Here is a 16,570-nt window from a genome sequence, read left to right on the forward strand (position 1 = left end):
AAATTGAATGAAGACCCTGTCAGGCGGGCGGTAATGTTCATTTACCTTGACATGGATTGCTTCAACGGGCTGTGGCGCACAAGCAGCGCGGGAAAGTTCAATGTAACTTACGGAGGCTAAATAAAGTACCGGCTGCCTTTCCAGTAGGACATATTGTTTTTTCCTCCTTGACAACACCGAGATATGGGTAGGTAACTACAAGCTCTTACTTAAGAGGGTAATCAGAGGGTATTTCGCTTACCTTGACCAGCCCTATGCGTGGACGAAGGGGAAACAGTTCGTTAACTGCTTTTCGGTCCTGAAGGTCCCCGGCGAAAACCTGAATGCACTGCACACGCTTATACACGAGGTGTCGCATGCGAGGCTCGATCACCTGTATAGAAAGGATCTCCCAAGGGGGGGCATCGCAGAGGCGGAGGCCGAACTTTCGACTTACCTTGTCGGCGCACACTTCGGCTTCGATTTCAGGGAGGATTCCGCAGCGTACATAAGGGGATGGCTCGAACATGCCAGGGCCGATGGCAAAGGCCTAGGTAAGGAAAACATCGACCGGGTTATGAACAACGCGAGGTGGCTGATAAACGAGATATCTGCAAGGCTGTGAGGTTTTAGCAATTCCGGAATATATTATAACCTAGTCTTTTTAAGACTTTACACTGACATCCTCAAATTTTTGGATTAAATGAGGTCACTAATCTACTGATGCCGGATCACTGTCAAACAAGACTGCAACATGAGGTTCTTTTTCTAGTCTATCAATTATCAGGCTTAAATAAAATTTCATTTATTCTCTATTTTTATTAGCTTTTTGCTTTGTTGCCCTTAAGTGATTTCTAACATTCATTGTTAAAAATAAAATGGAAAATACTAAAAGTATGACACCTAATTCAATTTGATTATTGCCGTTAATTGCAATTTCTGGATAGTTTTCGGCCACTCCTACTAATATGTCAGCGATACTGCCAGGGAATATAATAACAAAGGCAAATTCAGAAAGCTCGGTAAATACTGATTTGATAGATTTTTTAATATTTTTCTCGTATATAGGCTTGTATGCATCTATAACAGCTAATTCGCGGTCATCATACCTAGATTTTCTCCACACTTCAACACCGATGATTCTCCGCATTTTCGAGATAAATCTTGAAGTCAAATAAAGAAAAAGCCCAAGCGCGAAGGCTACCACAGAAAAAAACGAACTATAATAAAGCAAAGGACTGAAGCCTACCCAAAAGGAGGAAGAAATTGAAGAATATATTGTAAATAGGCTTGATAAAAGAGCGGGAGCTAATTTCTTTAAGATAACGGTAAATATTTGAATCCTGTTGTTATGAGTGTCATATCCCAAAATAGAAGCAGCCGATTTGTTGATTGAATCTTCTGGATACAATTCTTCCATAGGTATTTATAAGCAACGCTTTTATTTTTATGTCCACACTATTTAAGATATAAGCCCAAGTTGAAGCGGTATAGAACGCTATAGAATGAGAGGAGAATAATTGATTTTCGGTAGGGTTCAAAAATTGATTCTCTTTAAATACCATTATCGTTCGATCTTAACGTCCTTAACTCTCCTTCAGAGAGGAGCTGAGTGTTCAACTCTATCATTAGGACTTGAACATCAATACGCGTACGTTTCATTAACTCGAGTAAATAAAAATATCAAAACAAGGCGGAATGGACAAGTTTAAATTAGACCTGAACATCATATTCCATCATAGATCCGATACTCATAGAATTCGGTGAACCGAAGCACAGGAGGAAGATCGGAAAGACGATCATAGAGGAAGATCCGACGAGGCCCAACGTCGTGCAGATGAGGACGCGAATACTGCGCCCATCGGAATACGAAGCCCTTCGATCCGCAGCGTCGCCCAAATACCGCGTGGTCTTCGATGCTGCTCTATTGACGGGCATGCGTGTTGTTGAGCTTAGATTGTTTCTCAAGAATCCTGCATGGTTCGACGGTACCTTCATTCACCTGCCAAGGGTCGCAATCAAGAAAAGGAAGGCCACCATAAACCAGAGGTGGGTACACCTGTCCGCACGGGGGGGGCGGGCGCTGATAGAAAACATACACCAGATACTGGGGGGGACCTGGGAACTACCCTCCGAATCTGCGCTGCGCAGGTACCTGATTCGGTGTGCACGGCGGGCAGGGGTGGATCCTAGGGGGATTGAACATGAAGATGTTCCGGAAGACCTGGGAGTCCTGGCTTATCGCATCCTATCCGGACAGGAAGGAGGAGGTATTCCTGAGCCAGGGGCACACCTCCCTGACGGCCCTCCAACACTATGTGAACTTACCGTTTACCGACGAGGATCGCATGAAAATGAAAGAATGGGTGGAGGGGGGGTGGAGATGAGCATCGACGAGCGTACCATAGTCGCTGACGTGAAGAGTTATATCGATAGCCTCGACGGCTTCAGGGCCGAAGTGGAGGAGCACGCAGAGAAAATTAAAAGGATGGATCTTACCATATATTATGGAAGGAGGCTCATCTGCACTGCAGAATTTAAAAGGCCTACAACCATAGAAGGCAAGACACCGAGAAACTTCGATGTGGTCATGGACGCTTTCCTAAAGGCTAGCAACAAGAACCCGCCGCCTAGGTTCTTCGTCACATCGAACTTCAACGAGACAATATTGTGGGATAACAGCGATACGACGAAGCCGGTGATGGCCAGGGATGTATATACGATATACCTTGAGAGGAAGATAAACAACGATGAGGACTTTGAGGACGATGAAGTCAGGGAAGAGATAAAGAGGAAGATGCAGGGCCTTGTTTCTTACATAAAGGAGCTGTACGAAGGTACGAAGAAGGCCCATTACAAGCCGCTTGGCGAGAGCTTCATCCTTGGCCTTAACGCTCACCTTGAAAGCGCAGCATCCGTGATAAAGAGGCACGTCCCGGATAAGGTATTGCAGAAGTGGTGGAAGGACCAGGGATACGTACCGAAGGTCACCTTTGACGATTCGGATCGTGAGAAGATAGCGAAGTACAGCCTGTATGTGCTTGCGAACAAGGTCGTTTTCTATTATGTCCTGAGGCGTATGTTCCCGGCCATCCGGAAGATCGATGCCAATAAGGAGGGCATAGACGATCTAAAGGCGGAGCTGGGATTTATGCTTCAGCGCCGCGAAGAAGGTGTCAGGAGACTACGAAACCGTATTCGAGGAAAGCGAGGCTGACCTCATTCCGTTCCAGAACCAGGAGAACCTCGATTCAGTAAGGGCCCTCATAAGATTCCTGGAAGACTATGACTTTAGTGGCCTCACGCAGGATCTCCTCGGAAACATCTATGACAGGCTCATAAGCCTGAGGAGAGGCATGCAAACGGCCAGTACTACACACCGATACCAGTGGTGGATCTGATCAACGCCCTCGCTATAAAGAGGAAGGATGCAAGGGTCATGGACCCGGCATGCGGTTCCGGGACCTTCCTGTCCAGGGCCTTCGATCTGAAGCTGAAACTGTACGGTAAGGACGACGAGGCCACAAGAGAAGCGATCATGGGGACATTTTCGGGTGCGACATAGCAGCCTATCCAGCACACCTGGCAACTATCGCCCTGGCATCGAAGCTGCTGATGTACAACCCGTCCGTGTACCCGAATATACTGAGAAAGGACTTCCTGGATGTCAGGGCAACGAACGTAATACCGAAACTGCGGACGGAGTACGAAGGGAACGTGAAAAATCATACGATATCGCTTAATGGCGAAGAGAAGGTCGTATCGTTCAAGCCCATAGACGCCTTTGTCGGAAATTTACCGTACATAAGGCAGGAGGACATACCTAACAAGGATGAGGAGAGGAAGAAGGTAGCGGACTTCCTCAGCCAGAACGGCTATGCCGGTGCAGGCGAAGAATATCTTTACGCACCAGACAGGGGGGGTGCCGATTTTCATGTCTATTTCTGGTACTACCTGCTTCCCTTTCTGAAAGAAGGTTCGATGGTCGGCTTCCTCACTTCCGATACGTGGATGAACGTTGAATACGGCGAGGGCTTCAAGAAGTTCCTGAACAGGTACTTCAAAATACGGTATATCATCGATTCCTCCGTAGAAAGGTGGTTCGAGGACGCTCTCGTAAATACGATCATAACTGTAATCGAGAGGACTGATAACAAGGAAGAGAGGGAAAACAATGAGATCAAATTCGTCAGGATAAACAGGCGGATATCGGAGATCATAAGGAATCTGGATGACGCTTTGCGCATAGCGGATGCGCTGGAAAAGGGAAAGGATGCGGACGGCGTAACGATAGTGAGAAAAGTCAGGCAGGGCGATATAGACTTCGACGATACGCTGAAAGGCAAACTTTTCCCCCCTATCTGAGAGGACCTGATGAGTTCTTCGAGATAGTGAACAATAGAAATATGGTGCCGATGGATAAGATAATAGATGTTAGATCCGGTATTAAAACTGGGGCAAATGAATTCTTCTACGTAACGGACGTTACTGATGAATACGGCGATGAAGATCTCAAGGAGCTCTTCGGCCTCCACAGGGAGAGACAAAGAAGATAAGGGTCATAAAGGACGGCCTGGGCGCAGTCCATTTGATAGAAGCGGAATACCTGAGGCCGATACTGAAAAGCCCCCCCAAGGAGTTCACACAACCAGGCAAACTTATATTCAATGATTCCACAAAGAAGTATGTAGTCCTCATAGAGGAAGAGGACAGGATGAAGATCAAGAAACATGCCCTCGAGTACATAGAGTACGGAGAAAGGAATCCCGCAGGAGAACCGTATTCGGAGAGGTCAACATGCAGGGCCAGAAAGCCCTGGTGGAAGCTCTCGCCGGTGGTTCAGCCGGATATTGCCATAACAGAGTATTTTTCCTCCAATTTTATATTTCCCAAGACTTCTTTTCTGTTGGATACCGCGCTTAATTTCGGAAAAATCCGAAACGAATATTTTGATGACCTTCTGAGCGTTTACTCGTTCCTAAACTCATCCCTGAGCTACCTATATGCGGATCTGTATGGAAGGAACTATGGGGGAGGCCCGGCAGGATTCGTGGTTTACGAGGTACAGAAACTTCCAGTACCGAGACCGGAGGCAATGAGACCATATTACCATGATTTGGAAGGCATAATGCACAGGATGGAGGAGAGGAAGATCGGGTCCGTTTTTGAAGAGATATGGGATATGAAGGGAGAATTCAGCCTTGATTCGGTAAAAAAGGACCGATTGGAACTTGATCGAACCATTCTGAAAGCTTTAGGTTTCGAAGACCCGGATAGATTCCTGAGATCTTATTATCCCAGTGTTGTCAGGATCGTAAAGGAAAGGCTGGAAAAGGCGAAGAGCGTTAAGACTTCTAATAGAAAGGAAAAGATCTCACTGTCTAAGGTTGCTGACGATATCATTGCGCGCATCAATGTCAAGAACTTCCCCCCCAGGACTATGTAAAAGATGTAGCGGACACATTGACCCTGAGGAAAGGGACGAAGATATCGCAGGGAAGGGATCTTGAAGGCAACTACGTGTCAATAGACGGAAAGAAGGAGTACTACGATACACCGGTCATGGCCAGGTACGTTTATTACTGCGCCCTGCGCGGCATGGATCGCATACAGGTGCCTGCGGATCTTGAGGCTGTGCTCAAGGAGTTCGAGGAGGATCTCGAATCCTGGAGGAAAAGCATTGAAACTGAGATAGAGAGCATAACGGACGACGAGAAATACAGGGCGAAACTGTTCGAGTTATGCGTAAAGAAGTTGAACTACCCCCCCATGCTTGATAAACCCTCATGATGCGCAAGAGTTCAATTCAGGACTAGCTCTTGAATCAATAACAAAGCGAGCCATTACGGAATTATGCCATTAAGATCAGTATGCTTCACGATTCCCTAAAAGGGCATCCAGATGGATATCTTTACATATATGTAGGTCATAGGTAGGGCAGGCGATGGACACAAACAGAAAGGCTCCTCTTGAGATATGCGAAAAGATCCCGTTCTACCTATAAAATAATAAAAGGTGAGGGTAAAATGAAGGGCTATGAGACGGGGCTTGTTTTCATTGGAAACTTTTCCCCTGTCTTTTTAATTGCTTACATAGCATATTTGGGCTATACTGCAACATGGTGGCTTCTTCCTTTGGCATTCTCATTCATCTCTAATATCATTTGGATAAAGATCCTTAACGAGAAGATTGCCAGGGAAACCTTTCAAATTTTAGATGTGAGGGATATTGGCCTAGACGTGATTGCATACTTTCTTTCGTATTCGATCGCATTGCCAGCAATTTTGGTACTTCCTGCATCGAAGGGGGGGCTAGCAATACTGGCAGTGATACTTTTAATCGTGTACGTAGTTTCAAATGGCAACAAGGTCATGCTCTTTAACCCATTCCTTTCTGCCTTTGGCTATCACGAGTATGAAGCAAAAACCAAGGCAGGCTCAACTATATACGTCATTTCGAAGGAACGCTTAGAAGAGAACAATTCGATAACCGTTTTGAAAATCAACCCATTTATTTACTATCATGAAAGGGTGCCAGACACCTCGGGAAAAGATGACTATTGACCCTTCATTTTAAAGTTCTGATACTCTTTAACGATGATTTTTTCTGATTTTCCGTCTGTCCTGAAGTGCGATCCGTATTTTCCTAGCAGTATTAGGTATATATCCCTTCCATTCAGGTTTTCACATATTAATCGCTCGTTTTCGTCGACGGCAAGCCTATTATCCGCAAAATATTCCTTGTTAAGCTCCTCTATGTAATTGGGCTCGATCTTAAAGCCACTCCTGTTGGCGGCAAAATAAAGGACATGGATAGCAGAAGGTGCCTTCCTCAGGTATTCATACAGCTTTTCCGGTTTATTCAGGATCTTGTTTATCGGATTATCCTGTGATTTTAGCCTTTCTATCATTTCTTTATTGGACATGCAGACGTGTGCGAAGTTAGCGGAATTGTATATGAAAACAGTGTCTTTTCCCCCCCCTTGGTTTACGATTATGAAATCAGGCTCAGATATTGTAAGCACAATTATGTCTTCCTTGAATTTTTGCAATTTATTGCTCTTTGAGCCTACTAGGAGCGATTGTTTGAACTTTTTCCCTGTTGCGAGCTCTATAGTATGGATTCTCTTCACCATTTTTATTCCTTTAAATATTATGGCGTATCCGACTATGCTCTGCCTAACTTTCCTTGCCGACTCCCTGCTTCCGTCCGTAGCATAGTCTACTGCCTTCGAAAATTCAGGTATCAGCTTCTTCAGTTCAGCAGGAAAGTCTTCATCGTTCAAGATGCCTACGCTCCCGTCCGTGATCTGCTGTTCGAATCTATAATTGCGAATCACTTCGTCATTTCTATCCGCTACATCCTTTAATGTATTTTCCACCCTAGTGATCAGGTAGCTTTTTGCGCTATCATCTATGACAAGCTCCTTTGTGCTGTAAGAAACATGGGCTTGGCCGTTTTCATCTTGCTCCTTGTTCCGATAAATATAGCGGATTTTAAAATCAGCCGCCTCTGCCTTGTTAGCAATGTCTGCAATTTCCTGGATCTTTCTTTTATATTCCTCGCCATTCTCAGTCATTCTTCCCACCTTTGATGCGGACGCCAAGATATCCATCTATCCTTCTGATCGCCTGCGGCACCTCCTTCTCCTTTGCCGCATTACATCCCACTTATCTTCCTCTTTTCATTTCGTTGCTTTTAGTGATATAAATGCTCTCCATCACGCGGAATAGGCCCGGCGTTTCATCGCAAGAACTCGTTCTCTCTATATCCACGGTACCGTCGTAAAGGAAGGCTGGGGGGGCCTTATATTCCTTTACAAGCTCATGCTGATCGTAGTTAATATGTATCGTGATTCCGGACAGTATCAATATATACCCTCTCTGGATGATAAACAGGGGGGCTTTGTGTCGCATGCCTCAATTACTGGTCTTTCACTGCCAATCCCACTCATCAAGATTATGTTGCCCGGTTCGAGCTTAAGGATCTCTATTCTTCCATCACCCTTTTTCCCGAGCTTATCCTTGATGTCCTGCTCTTCTCTTTTTTCATATGTTCTATTTTTTAAGAAGTCTATGAATCTCTTGACGCCATCAATAGTAGCAATGCCACCTCCAGCATAAGATAGGTATTTCAGAAATTCACTTATCAGATATGGGTCAAATGAGGTATATTTCCCTATATCCGAGAACTGGTTGTCATAATGTTCAAATAAATATCGAGCAAACTCGTCATTTATATCATTTGGTTTCATCATTCCAGCCTCGCCCCGCATTCCATGCAGAACTTCGCATTTTCAGGGTTCTCGTACCCGCACACGAGACACACCTTCGTCTTCCCTTTGTAATGGAGGATCATGTGCTGCACTTCCGGATAGGTCCAGGCCACTTCGACGTGCACGCAATCGAACGAATCGTCCTGTTCGCACCATAAACGGAAGTCTCCGAGGCCATTCCTCTTTATGTACACGTCGAATATCCTCGGCCTTCCCCCCCCATTCCTGGGGATCTCCTCTATGCTCACATGGTCGTCGTATACGTTGACGTGATAGAGGAGCCGGAGCTCTTTTACTCTGTCTGCGGCCTCTTCCGTTACCTCTATCCTTGGCGGGTTCCCTAAGCCTCTTGATCTTCCATCTTTGATTCTGCTATCTCCTGCGCCTTCTTGAGCTGTTGTGCAATTGCCTTACCCTTCTCTGTCAGCGAAATATAATATGTGTTTCTGCCAACAAATTCCTTTTTGACTGAAATAAGATCCTCGTTCTTCAGCTCATTGATTAATTTATCTATTAGAGTATTGGAATGGGTAACGGCCGTCAGATCGGTCTTGTGAACTGTCCCATGGTCCAATAAGAAAATCAGAATGCCGGGTACATATTTCTGGGAAAGAACCGGGACTTTGCTATCTACCATAATCACTATTGTAAGTTAAGATTATATATTACTTAATTGATTATCCCAACTTTCAATATAGTAAATAGAAATATTTATATTATCATTTGAACTTACACTATTGAAAGTTGGTAAAATGATGACCATACAAAAGGTTTATTTGGACCCAAAAGGGGGAGGTCGGATCTATATTCCAGAAGAAATAATGGATAAGCTTGGATGGCAACATCATGAGCGGTTAGTTTTTCTACAGGAAAAGGACCAGCTTCGCATATTGCCGGAAGAACGCTAGCTTGAGGAGGCGAAGGCATGATCGAAATAGGCAGAGGCATCGAGGAAAGATCAGGTTCATACTTTCAACATCGAAGTACCCGAAGACAGTGCGTGACATCAGGTACAGGCTCAACAGGATCATGGGTTTGCCTCCCAGGGAAGAAGCGGTCAGCGGCCGCGTCCTGTCGGAATGGCTCCGTTCGCAGGAAGACATCGTAATAATCGAAAGGAACTCTAACGGGCTCGCAAGGTAAGCAACGAAGGCGCTCGCGGAAAAGATATTCGCTTCGCAGAACCAGAAGGCTTTCTTCGATTCCAACGGAATGCTCATCATTCCGGAAGGGGCAAGGCGGGAATTCGATTCGGTAAGGAGGAGGAAGGTGCATACTGGCGTCTTCGTGACCTGCCCCAGGTGCGGTTATACCTGGGAGAGGACGGTTCTTTTCTCGCGGTATGCAAGGTGCCCTGAATGCAGGAAGCACATCACGGTGGACCCGGTCATGGAGGTGAGGGCATGACAAAAAGGTGGGCTCCGGCGTTTGCTCCGTCGAGGGAAGACTTCGATCAATGGAAAAATGGGAAGATGAAGACGCTGACAGTGCATATCGATGCTTGGGGGGGCAAGGCATACTGCGATCCTTCGATGTCCCTGTCCGCGTACCGCTTCATAGGCGAGCCCTTGCGCCCGGACGTCATTGTATGCTCGGCATGCAGGGAAAAGCTCGCAATTACGCTGAATACAGATAAGGTGGAGGTGAAAGAATGAGCGAGATGGACGACTTCGAGAGATGGCTCATCGACGACCAGAGATTTTCCCCCTTCCACCGTGAAGGCAACCCTCCGCAAGCTGGAATACGTCGCCAATAATGCCGGACTCTCCGAAGATGCCATCAAATCCTTCGTCCGATCCGTATGGCAGAACAAGGGGGGGAATAAAACGGCGAACGAGTACATCAAGGTCATCAACAGGTGGCTGAAGTTCCGCGGCCTTCGTCAGATGAAGTACTTCCGAGAGTACGGAACGGAGTTCAGGATCCGCATCTGCTCTCCGGACGAGAAGAGGCGCTTGCTCGATGCTGCTTCACGATCCGGCCCTAGGGAAAAGGCCATGTTCTACCTCCTCTTCGGCACAGGCATCCGGCTGGGCGAGGCCTGTTCGCTGAAGGTCCAGGACATCCATGAGGACACGATCACGGTCACGGGCAAGGGCCGGAAGACCAGGGAAGTTTACCTACCGCCGGAAGCAAGGGAAGCACTCCTGGACTATATCGAGAAGGCCAGGGCCCAGCCGTCCGACCGTGGGGGGGACCTGAACTACGTCTTCACGACCAAGGCGGGGGGGCGCCGGATGTCGTACGACTATTTCCGGAAGATCTGCTCGGACGTGGCCAGGGCAGCGGGCGTGAAGTTCCACCCGCACATGGCCAGGCACACATACGCTACGGAACTCATTCGCGCTGGGATATCCGTCGTTTATGTGTCCCAGCTCCTCGGCCATGAGGATCTTGAATCAACCTCTATATACCTTCATCCCAGTCAATACGACGCCATAGAGCAGGCCAGATCCGTGGATCTGTTCAGGGTTCAAAAAGACCAGGGTCTGCACGGTATGGACCGGAGGGGGGGATTTGAACCCCTGGCCTCTTCCATGCCAAGGAAGCGATCTACCTCTGATCTACCGGCCCTGTAGACCTGATTTCATTCGCACCTATAAATCTTCCCACCTTTCGGCAACCCTGCAGCAACCAGCGTGGGAAAACTTTAATCCTGGCGCCCGCTGGACTCAGGGCAGATGGAGCTCCAGGAGAGCGGACTTCTCACCACTTACACAGTTTACGACAACTACAGGGTCGACATAGTGAGGGAAGGCAACGGCATATTCTATGTCCTGAACGGCCCGGAATACAGCGCTGAGGAGAGGAGGTGCATATCGGAAGTCAGGAAGCGTTACACGGCCTTCCTGCGCTCCTCAAGCGGCATGGAGGACGGGAGGAAGGTAATAGATGACCTGATAATGGGAGTTGCAGCGAATGGGCGCATCAGGCCGCAGCTGGTGAGGCAGAGGCTCCTTATGGAGTTTTTCGAGTACGGCGACATAACGCCTATCTTCCATGACCCTAATGTTGAGGACATCTCCTGCAATGGTCCAGGGAGGCACGTGTACGTTTACCACAGCTCCTATGGTTCCCTGAAGACGAACTTGGTACTCTCCCAGGAACAGGTAGACTCGCTTGTAATCAGGTTCGCCACCCTCTCCGGCTCAGATGTCTCCATGAGGAGGCCCATCCTCGACGGTGTGACACATGGCGGTCACAGGGTGCAGGCCATATACGGGAGGGAGATCTCACCGCTGGGCTCCTGCTTCACTGTTCGTGTTTTCAGGGAGAGGCCACTCACCCCCCCTGTAGACCTGATGCAGAGAGGTACTGTGAGCGAGGACATCCTGGTATACCTCTGGTACATGGTGCAGATGGGCAGGTCGGCCGTGATAGCAGGTCCACCCGCTTCCGGAAAGACAACGCTCCTCAACTCCATCCTCATGTTCGTGCCGGAGAACACCAAGGTCTTCTCCATCGAGGAATCCAGAGAGATAAGGATAGAGCACCCGGACTGGGTGCCTTCGGTCGTCAGGCGCACCGGCCTCGTGTCTGATGCAGGCGTGAGACAGTACGAGCTCTTCGACCTGGTGAAGATAGCCATGAGGCAGAGGCCCACCTACATAGTGCTGGGGGGGGAGATAAGGGGGCCGGGAGAGCTATGCAATATTCCAGGCCATGAGTACCGGCCACACCTCTTACACAACTATACACGCGGAGAGCATGGAGAACCTTGTCCACAGGCTCGAGGGTGAGCCGCACAGGATACCCAGGGCGATGATGCTCTCCATGGACACCGTGGTCTTCGTTAACTTCTCCGGGAACAGGAGGGTAGTGACCTCAATATATGAGACCGTGGACATAGACCCATCAGATTCTTCGCTGATAGTTAACAGGGTCTTCTCGCTCGACAAGCAAAGCGGTAGACACGTCTTTCACGGGAGGAGCGTGCTCTACAGGGTTGTGGAGGAGAAACTGGGCAGGGAAAGGTTTGCGGGCGACATGGAGAGGAAGAGGCAGGTGTTAAGGGAAGCCTTCTCTTCAGGCGTCAGCGACTACAGGCGCTTCATGGAGATGGTCAGGAATGCCAGCACCAGCTGAGAGGTTGCAGCCTGCGTCCAGCGTCCTCAAGCCCTTCCTGTCCAGGCTCGTAAACATGGATGCCTACCAGAGGAAGCTGGACAGCGCGAGGATCAGGATGAGCGCCACGGACTACCTGTCCCTGGCGTTCATCGCGGTCTCATCGGTCACCGCAGTGGCCTTCGCCTTGGCGTTCCTCATATCGTCGAGGGTGCCAAGGCTGTCGTTCCTTTCGTATTCCATAGCATTCCTGGCGTTCGCTGTGACTCTCGCCTCATCTCCGAGTATCCGGAGAGCGCCAGGAGGTCTTACGGTAGGGCCCTTGACGCCGAGCTCGTCTATGCCTCGAGCTATGCGCAGGCACTTTCGATAGCAGGCACGCCCATCATGGGCATAGTGGAGAGGCTTGCCTCCGAGGAGACGGTCAGGCACGTGGCCAGGGAGTGCTCCCTCATCCTCTCCATGGCGAGGCTGGGGGGGGCAGGGACATAGTGTCTGCCATAAGGGCAGTGGCCAGGGATACGCCCGGCAAAAGGTTCGGGGACTTCCTCCAGGGCATAGTGAACACGGTGGTCTCTGGAGGCTCACTGGGCGATTACTTCAACTACAGGGCCAGGGAGTACCAGGAGGAGCTGGGCACAAGGAACAGGGTCAATATCGAATCTCTCGGTGTCCTCACCGAGAGCTACATAACCGTGGGCATAGCGTTCCCGATAATACTGCTCATAATGGTCGGGATAGTCGCCGCACTATCGCCGTCGCCAAGCCCTCTGCTCATAAGGGGCCTCTACGCCACATCCGCCATAATAATACCTGCGGTCAGTGCAGTCTTCGCCTACCTGATATACCAGACGTCCAGGGAGGTGTCCTCTTGAGCACTGGCATGCCTGTGCCATATGTGTCCTCAATTATTATCTCCACGGCTCTGGTGGCATACGGCTACACGATGATGGTGCGCAACAGGAGGAGAAGGGAGGCAGAGCGTATGTTGCCTGACTTCCTGAGGGACCTCTCCGACTACCTGTCATTCGGGTTGCCGATGGCAGATGCCCTGAGAAACCTGTCGGAGAGCAACTACGGGCCACTAAGCGGGAACCTCGCCACTGTGAACCGCTTGGTAGCAGGTGGCACGCCAGTGTCCAGGGCCATCCTCTCACTCTCCAGGGGCCTGGGGGGGTCCGTGCAGGTCGAGAGGGTATCGTCCCTGATCTCCGTTGCGGCCGATGCGGGTGGCAGCTCCCCCCCGCAGGTCATAAGGTCTGTGGCAGATTTCGCGCAGAGGCTACAGGCGGTGGCGAACAACCGCTCTGCGGAGATGAAGAACTACCTCCTGATAATGGCAGTTGCAACAGCGGTGTTCATCTTCGTGATCGTGATCATGGAGGTGCGTTTCCTGGACGCCATAAGCGCGTTCTCCCTGTCCAGCGGTACGCTCCTCCATGGCTTCGGGTACCATGCCATATCATCTGCCTTCAACCTGGGCCTCCTCGTCAGCTCAGCATTTTCAGGCTTCATATCTGGCCTCATAGTGGAGGACAGGCCGGGCGCCGCACTCTTCTACTCCGGCCTCTTCCTCCTCGCCTCCTCCCTTGTGCTCCTGGCGGTGGTGCTCGCATGACATGCACTCTGGACAGGGAAGGAAACCGGTACATAATGAGGTGCGCAAGGAAGCGTTACAGCGAGGAAGTGAGGCGCAGGGCTGAGGAGGTCATCTCTTCGCTGGACATAACGGCGTCCAACGATACCAAGATCCTGGAAGCCGCCAGGAAGGTCGCAGCCGGTATGGAGAAAGAAATCCTCGAATACATAAGAGACAACGTCCTGGGCCTGGGACCACTGGCACCCCCCCTAATGTCTGTGCCGGAGGTGGAGGACATCTCCGTGGTCTCCTTCAGGGAGCCTGTATTCGTTTACCACAGGGACCTCGGTTACATACCCACGGACATTACCTTCCAGTCCGAGGTGGAGCTGGCGGAGTTCATCAAGAGCATAGTGGAGCGCTCGGGTAAGCAGATATCCATATCTGACCCTGTTGTCGATGTATCTCTCCCCCCCGACGGCTCCAGGCTCCAGGCAACCCTGGGAACATCAGTGACCTCTGAGGGGCCGAGCCTGGCCATAAGGAAGTTCAGGAAGGACCTGTGACCCCACTGGACATAATAAGGCAGGAAGGGGGGGCCAGCAGCGACCTCATGGCCTACCTCTGGCTCCTCGTCTCAAGGGGGGGTGCGAACATCCTGGTCTGCGGTGGGACTGGCACCGGCAAGACCACGTTCCTGAACGCCCTCATGTCGTTCATACCGGAGAACCTTAGGGTCATCACGATAGAGGAGACCAGGGAGATCGAGTACCCGGGGGGAGAACGTGCTCCCCCCCCTCGTTACAAGGCAGGGCATAGGCAGGGACACAGAGGTGGACGCATACAGTCTCCTCTCCATAGCGCTGAGGCACAGGCCCAACTACATAGTCCTGGGCGAGGTGAGAGGGGGGGAGGAGGCGTTCTCGCTCTTCCAGGCCATGTCGGCCGGGCGTTATGTAATGGCCACATTCCATGCGGGCTCCATCAGCACAGTGGTGCACAGGCTTGAGGCCAGGCCTCTCTCGATACCCAGGAACATGCTCACAGCGCTGCACTGCATCGTCCTCCTCTCCTCGGAGCTGGGCCATGGGGGGCACCAGGAGGTTCGTCTCATCCGTTTACGAGGTCATGGGCCTGGACAGGGACACAGGCGAGCTCCTGGTCAACAGGGCTTTCTCCAGGGAAAATGGCACTTATTCCTTCTCAAGGGCATCATACGCGCTCCGCAGGCTTGCGGATGCCACCGGTACCACTGAACCTGAACTCATGGCGGATATGAAGAGGAGGAGCCAGTTCCTCTCATCCCTGCAGGCGGGGAACATGAGGGAGTTCATGGCCAAGGTCTCCTCATTCCTCTGACTTGTCCCCCCCCGGCTTTGCCTCTGCCATGCCGAAGAGCCTGTGCGAGATCACCGGCACGTATACTGTCTGTACGACTATGGATATGAGGACAACGAAAGCAGTCATGACCGAGATCAGGGGCCCCCCCACTTCAGCAGGAGCGGGTTGGCGTCAACAAGGCCTATTGCGTAGGGCAGGGTGGAGAGGACAACGGAGACGACGCCCCTGGGGGGGCCCACCAGTGACATGAAGGTGACCACCTTCCTGTCTATCCTCCTTGGCATCCACTTGGCCCTGGTGGGGGAGCGTTGAGACATAGACTGATATGGGCCTCACCACGAGCATCACGGCCAGCGAGATCGCTATGCCGTAGGGGGATGTAGGCCCTGAGGTCCGCCCTGGTTACCACGCTGCCCAGGAGTATGAATATCACCGCCTGCGCCAGGAAGGAGAGGTTCTCCTGGAAGTTCGACTCCCTGTTCCAGAATATGCTCTTGTCAGAGAAGTTGCCAACTATGGCCCCCCCGTAGCTATTATCGCAGGGAACGGTGTTATTCCGGATGCCTCCAGCACGGTAAATTCCAGCAGGACCGTCCCGAGGAGGAGCGCAACCAGGAGGTTCTCGAAGTTGAGCAGCCTGTTAAGGTAGAGCACAGAGAAGCCGACAACGATGCCTATTATGGAGGGCACGGTTATCTGTATGAGCAGGTAGATCACGGAGGCCAGCGGTATGCCCACCCTGGAGGATATGCTGGTGAAGAAGGAGACGTAGCTGGATGTGGGTGCCACCATGGCGACCGCTATGGTGAAGAGTATTATGCTCAGCGGGTCGTTGAATATGCTCTCCCCCCCAACCAGGGTGCCGGAGACGTCCTCCTTTATCCTTATCCTCTTGAAAAGGGGGATCAGTGTGGCAGGGTCTGTGGGCGATATTATGGCACCGAACATGAAGCCTATGGAGAAAGGTGCCCTGAACATGAGGGAGAATATTGCCCCGCCGACGAGTGCCGTGACCACCAGGCCGAGCGTATCGAGGGACACTATGTTCCAGAAGTGCCTCCTTATGACCCTGAAGTTTATGTTGTGGCTCTCGTAGTATAGGATTATGACAATGCCCAGTATGCCTATTCCCACGGAGCCGAACTCGGTCATGAAGTATATGGCGAAGCTGTGGTGTATTATGCCCAGGAACGGGCCGAAGATTAGGCCCATTAATATCAGTATGGGTATGTCGGCAACCGCTATCTTCCTGGATATCGGTATAGAGAAGGCGGCCAGGATAAGCACGAGGCTTATCTGGTAGTACTGGCTGGCGAAGGAAGATAGCATTG

25 protein-coding genes, 1 tRNA gene and 2 pseudogenes are annotated in these 16,570 nt (G+C 50.5%); 21 read left to right on the forward strand and 7 right to left on the reverse strand.

The annotated features are described in order from the left end of the window. The first annotated feature begins 349 nt into the window (after window positions 1–349). Entirely contained in the window at window positions 350–604 is a 255-nt protein-coding gene (locus JCM13583_RS00790) for a hypothetical protein (RefSeq protein WP_075056311.1), read from the forward strand. Window positions 605–784: 180 nt separating this feature from the next. Here JCM13583_RS00790 and JCM13583_RS00795 read toward each other — a convergent pair whose 3' ends face one another. Next, on the reverse strand, window positions 785–1,399 hold the full coding sequence (locus JCM13583_RS00795) for a hypothetical protein (protein WP_075056312.1): 615 nt from the start codon (window positions 1,397–1,399) through the stop codon (window positions 785–787). Window positions 1,400–1,816: 417 nt separating this feature from the next. Between JCM13583_RS00795 and JCM13583_RS11630 the strand changes: the two genes are divergently transcribed. The 8 genes from JCM13583_RS11630 (at window position 1,817) to JCM13583_RS00835 (ending at window position 6,542) form a co-directional block, all read left to right on the forward strand. Next, the gene (locus JCM13583_RS11630; protein WP_171823311.1) at window positions 1,817–3,196 is read left to right on the forward strand and encodes a hypothetical protein; all 1,380 of its coding nucleotides are present in this window, start codon (window positions 1,817–1,819) and stop codon (window positions 3,194–3,196) included. Further along, window positions 3,153–3,380 (forward strand): hypothetical protein, encoded by a 228-nt coding sequence (locus JCM13583_RS00810; RefSeq protein WP_075056314.1) that lies wholly within the window; start codon window positions 3,153–3,155, stop codon window positions 3,378–3,380. Before JCM13583_RS11630 ends, JCM13583_RS00810 begins: the two co-directional genes overlap by 44 nt. Beyond that, entirely contained in the window at window positions 3,362–3,544 is a 183-nt protein-coding gene (locus JCM13583_RS11635) for an N-6 DNA methylase (protein ID WP_162509125.1), read from the forward strand. Before JCM13583_RS00810 ends, JCM13583_RS11635 begins: the two co-directional genes overlap by 19 nt. Window positions 3,545–3,594: 50 nt before the next feature. Next, the gene (locus JCM13583_RS00820; RefSeq protein ID WP_075056315.1) at window positions 3,595–4,344 is read left to right on the forward strand and encodes a hypothetical protein; all 750 of its coding nucleotides are present in this window, start codon (window positions 3,595–3,597) and stop codon (window positions 4,342–4,344) included. 50 nt (window positions 4,345–4,394) lie between these two features. After that, on the forward strand, window positions 4,395–4,535 hold the full coding sequence (locus JCM13583_RS13460) for a hypothetical protein (protein WP_171823312.1): 141 nt from the start codon (window positions 4,395–4,397) through the stop codon (window positions 4,533–4,535). Between the two features lie 32 nt (window positions 4,536–4,567). Then, entirely contained in the window at window positions 4,568–5,425 is an 858-nt protein-coding gene (locus JCM13583_RS00825) for a hypothetical protein (RefSeq protein WP_075056316.1), read from the forward strand. Window positions 5,426–5,442: 17 nt separating this feature from the next. Continuing rightward, entirely contained in the window at window positions 5,443–5,769 is a 327-nt protein-coding gene (locus JCM13583_RS00830) for a hypothetical protein (RefSeq protein WP_075056317.1), read from the forward strand. Between the two features lie 236 nt (window positions 5,770–6,005). Then, window positions 6,006–6,542, forward strand: a complete 537-nt coding sequence (locus JCM13583_RS00835) for a hypothetical protein (protein WP_075056318.1) — start codon at window positions 6,006–6,008, stop codon at window positions 6,540–6,542. On the opposite strand, the gene JCM13583_RS00840 is transcribed toward JCM13583_RS00835, so the two are convergent. From JCM13583_RS00840 to JCM13583_RS00860, 4 genes are all read right to left on the reverse strand, one after another. Then, complete coding sequence (locus tag JCM13583_RS00840; RefSeq protein ID WP_162509126.1) at window positions 6,536–7,558, reverse strand: hypothetical protein; 1,023 nt, start codon at window positions 7,556–7,558, stop codon at window positions 6,536–6,538. The genes JCM13583_RS00835 and JCM13583_RS00840 overlap by 7 nt on opposite strands. A gap of 288 nt (window positions 7,559–7,846) precedes the next feature. Continuing rightward, complete coding sequence (locus JCM13583_RS00850; RefSeq protein ID WP_162509127.1) at window positions 7,847–8,254, reverse strand: hypothetical protein; 408 nt, start codon at window positions 8,252–8,254, stop codon at window positions 7,847–7,849. Next, a complete protein-coding gene (locus JCM13583_RS00855; RefSeq protein ID WP_075056322.1) occupies window positions 8,233–8,502 on the reverse strand; it encodes a zinc-ribbon domain-containing protein in 270 nt (89 codons plus the stop codon). The genes JCM13583_RS00850 and JCM13583_RS00855 overlap by 22 nt, the downstream gene beginning before the upstream one ends. Window positions 8,503–8,594: 92 nt before the next feature. After that, on the reverse strand, window positions 8,595–8,891 hold the full coding sequence (locus JCM13583_RS00860) for a MarR family winged helix-turn-helix transcriptional regulator (RefSeq protein ID WP_162509128.1): 297 nt from the start codon (window positions 8,889–8,891) through the stop codon (window positions 8,595–8,597). A 272-nt stretch (window positions 8,892–9,163) separates the two neighbouring features. Here JCM13583_RS00860 and JCM13583_RS00865 point away from each other — a divergent pair, with 272 nt between their 5' ends. The 4 genes and pseudogenes from JCM13583_RS00865 to JCM13583_RS00880 all read left to right on the forward strand — a co-directional run. After that, the gene (locus JCM13583_RS00865; protein ID WP_075056324.1) at window positions 9,164–9,397 is read left to right on the forward strand and encodes a hypothetical protein; all 234 of its coding nucleotides are present in this window, start codon (window positions 9,164–9,166) and stop codon (window positions 9,395–9,397) included. Window positions 9,398–9,466: 69 nt separating this feature from the next. After that, window positions 9,467–9,661 carry a hypothetical protein gene (locus JCM13583_RS00870; protein ID WP_075056325.1) on the forward strand — a complete coding sequence of 65 codons (195 nt, stop codon included), beginning with the start codon at window positions 9,467–9,469 and terminating at the stop codon, window positions 9,659–9,661. 65 nt (window positions 9,662–9,726) lie between these two features. Continuing rightward, a complete protein-coding gene (locus JCM13583_RS00875; protein ID WP_162509129.1) occupies window positions 9,727–9,909 on the forward strand; it encodes a hypothetical protein in 183 nt (60 codons plus the stop codon). A gap of 231 nt (window positions 9,910–10,140) precedes the next feature. Beyond that, window positions 10,141–10,680 (forward strand): annotated as a pseudogene (locus JCM13583_RS00880) (site-specific integrase); the annotation flags it as partial. A 73-nt stretch (window positions 10,681–10,753) separates the two neighbouring features. On the opposite strand, the gene JCM13583_RS00885 reads toward JCM13583_RS00880, so the two are convergent. Beyond that, window positions 10,754–10,828, reverse strand: a tRNA-Ala gene (locus tag JCM13583_RS00885). A 107-nt stretch (window positions 10,829–10,935) separates the two neighbouring features. Between JCM13583_RS00885 and JCM13583_RS00890 the strand changes: the two genes are divergently transcribed. The 8 genes from JCM13583_RS00890 (at window position 10,936) to JCM13583_RS13465 (ending at window position 15,257) form a co-directional block, all read left to right on the forward strand. After that, window positions 10,936–11,994: a type II/IV secretion system ATPase subunit gene (locus JCM13583_RS00890; RefSeq protein WP_075056327.1), complete on the forward strand. Its 1,059-nt coding sequence runs from the start codon at window positions 10,936–10,938 to the stop codon at window positions 11,992–11,994. Continuing rightward, on the forward strand, window positions 11,963–12,340 hold the full coding sequence (locus tag JCM13583_RS00895) for a hypothetical protein (protein WP_162509130.1): 378 nt from the start codon (window positions 11,963–11,965) through the stop codon (window positions 12,338–12,340). Before JCM13583_RS00890 ends, JCM13583_RS00895 begins: the two co-directional genes overlap by 32 nt. Beyond that, window positions 12,324–12,692, forward strand: a complete 369-nt coding sequence (locus JCM13583_RS11640; protein WP_171823313.1) for a hypothetical protein — start codon at window positions 12,324–12,326, stop codon at window positions 12,690–12,692. Before JCM13583_RS00895 ends, JCM13583_RS11640 begins: the two co-directional genes overlap by 17 nt. Window positions 12,693–12,810: 118 nt before the next feature. Then, window positions 12,811–13,194, forward strand: a complete 384-nt coding sequence (locus JCM13583_RS00900; protein ID WP_075056329.1) for a type II secretion system F family protein — start codon at window positions 12,811–12,813, stop codon at window positions 13,192–13,194. Then, window positions 13,191–13,937 (forward strand): type II secretion system F family protein, encoded by a 747-nt coding sequence (locus JCM13583_RS00905; RefSeq protein ID WP_075056330.1) that lies wholly within the window; start codon window positions 13,191–13,193, stop codon window positions 13,935–13,937. Before JCM13583_RS00900 ends, JCM13583_RS00905 begins: the two co-directional genes overlap by 4 nt. A 35-nt stretch (window positions 13,938–13,972) precedes the next feature. Further along, complete coding sequence (locus JCM13583_RS00910; protein ID WP_162509133.1) at window positions 13,973–14,464, forward strand: type II/IV secretion system ATPase subunit; 492 nt, start codon at window positions 13,973–13,975, stop codon at window positions 14,462–14,464. Then, a complete protein-coding gene (tadA, locus tag JCM13583_RS00915; RefSeq protein WP_075056332.1) occupies window positions 14,461–14,907 on the forward strand; it encodes a Flp pilus assembly complex ATPase component TadA in 447 nt (148 codons plus the stop codon). Before JCM13583_RS00910 ends, tadA begins: the two co-directional genes overlap by 4 nt. A 77-nt stretch (window positions 14,908–14,984) precedes the next feature. Further along, window positions 14,985–15,257 (forward strand): hypothetical protein, encoded by a 273-nt coding sequence (locus tag JCM13583_RS13465; RefSeq protein ID WP_171823294.1) that lies wholly within the window; start codon window positions 14,985–14,987, stop codon window positions 15,255–15,257. On the opposite strand, the pseudogene JCM13583_RS00925 reads toward JCM13583_RS13465, so the two are convergent. Next, a pseudogene (locus JCM13583_RS00925) lies at window positions 15,246–16,568 on the reverse strand (sodium:proton antiporter). The gene JCM13583_RS13465 and the pseudogene JCM13583_RS00925 sit on opposite strands and share 12 nt — an antisense overlap. Window positions 16,569–16,570 lie beyond the last annotated feature (2 nt).

Source organism: Thermogymnomonas acidicola JCM 13583 (genome assembly GCF_001316105.1).
Taxonomy (GTDB): domain Archaea; phylum Thermoplasmatota; class Thermoplasmata; order Thermoplasmatales; family Thermoplasmataceae; genus Thermogymnomonas; species Thermogymnomonas acidicola.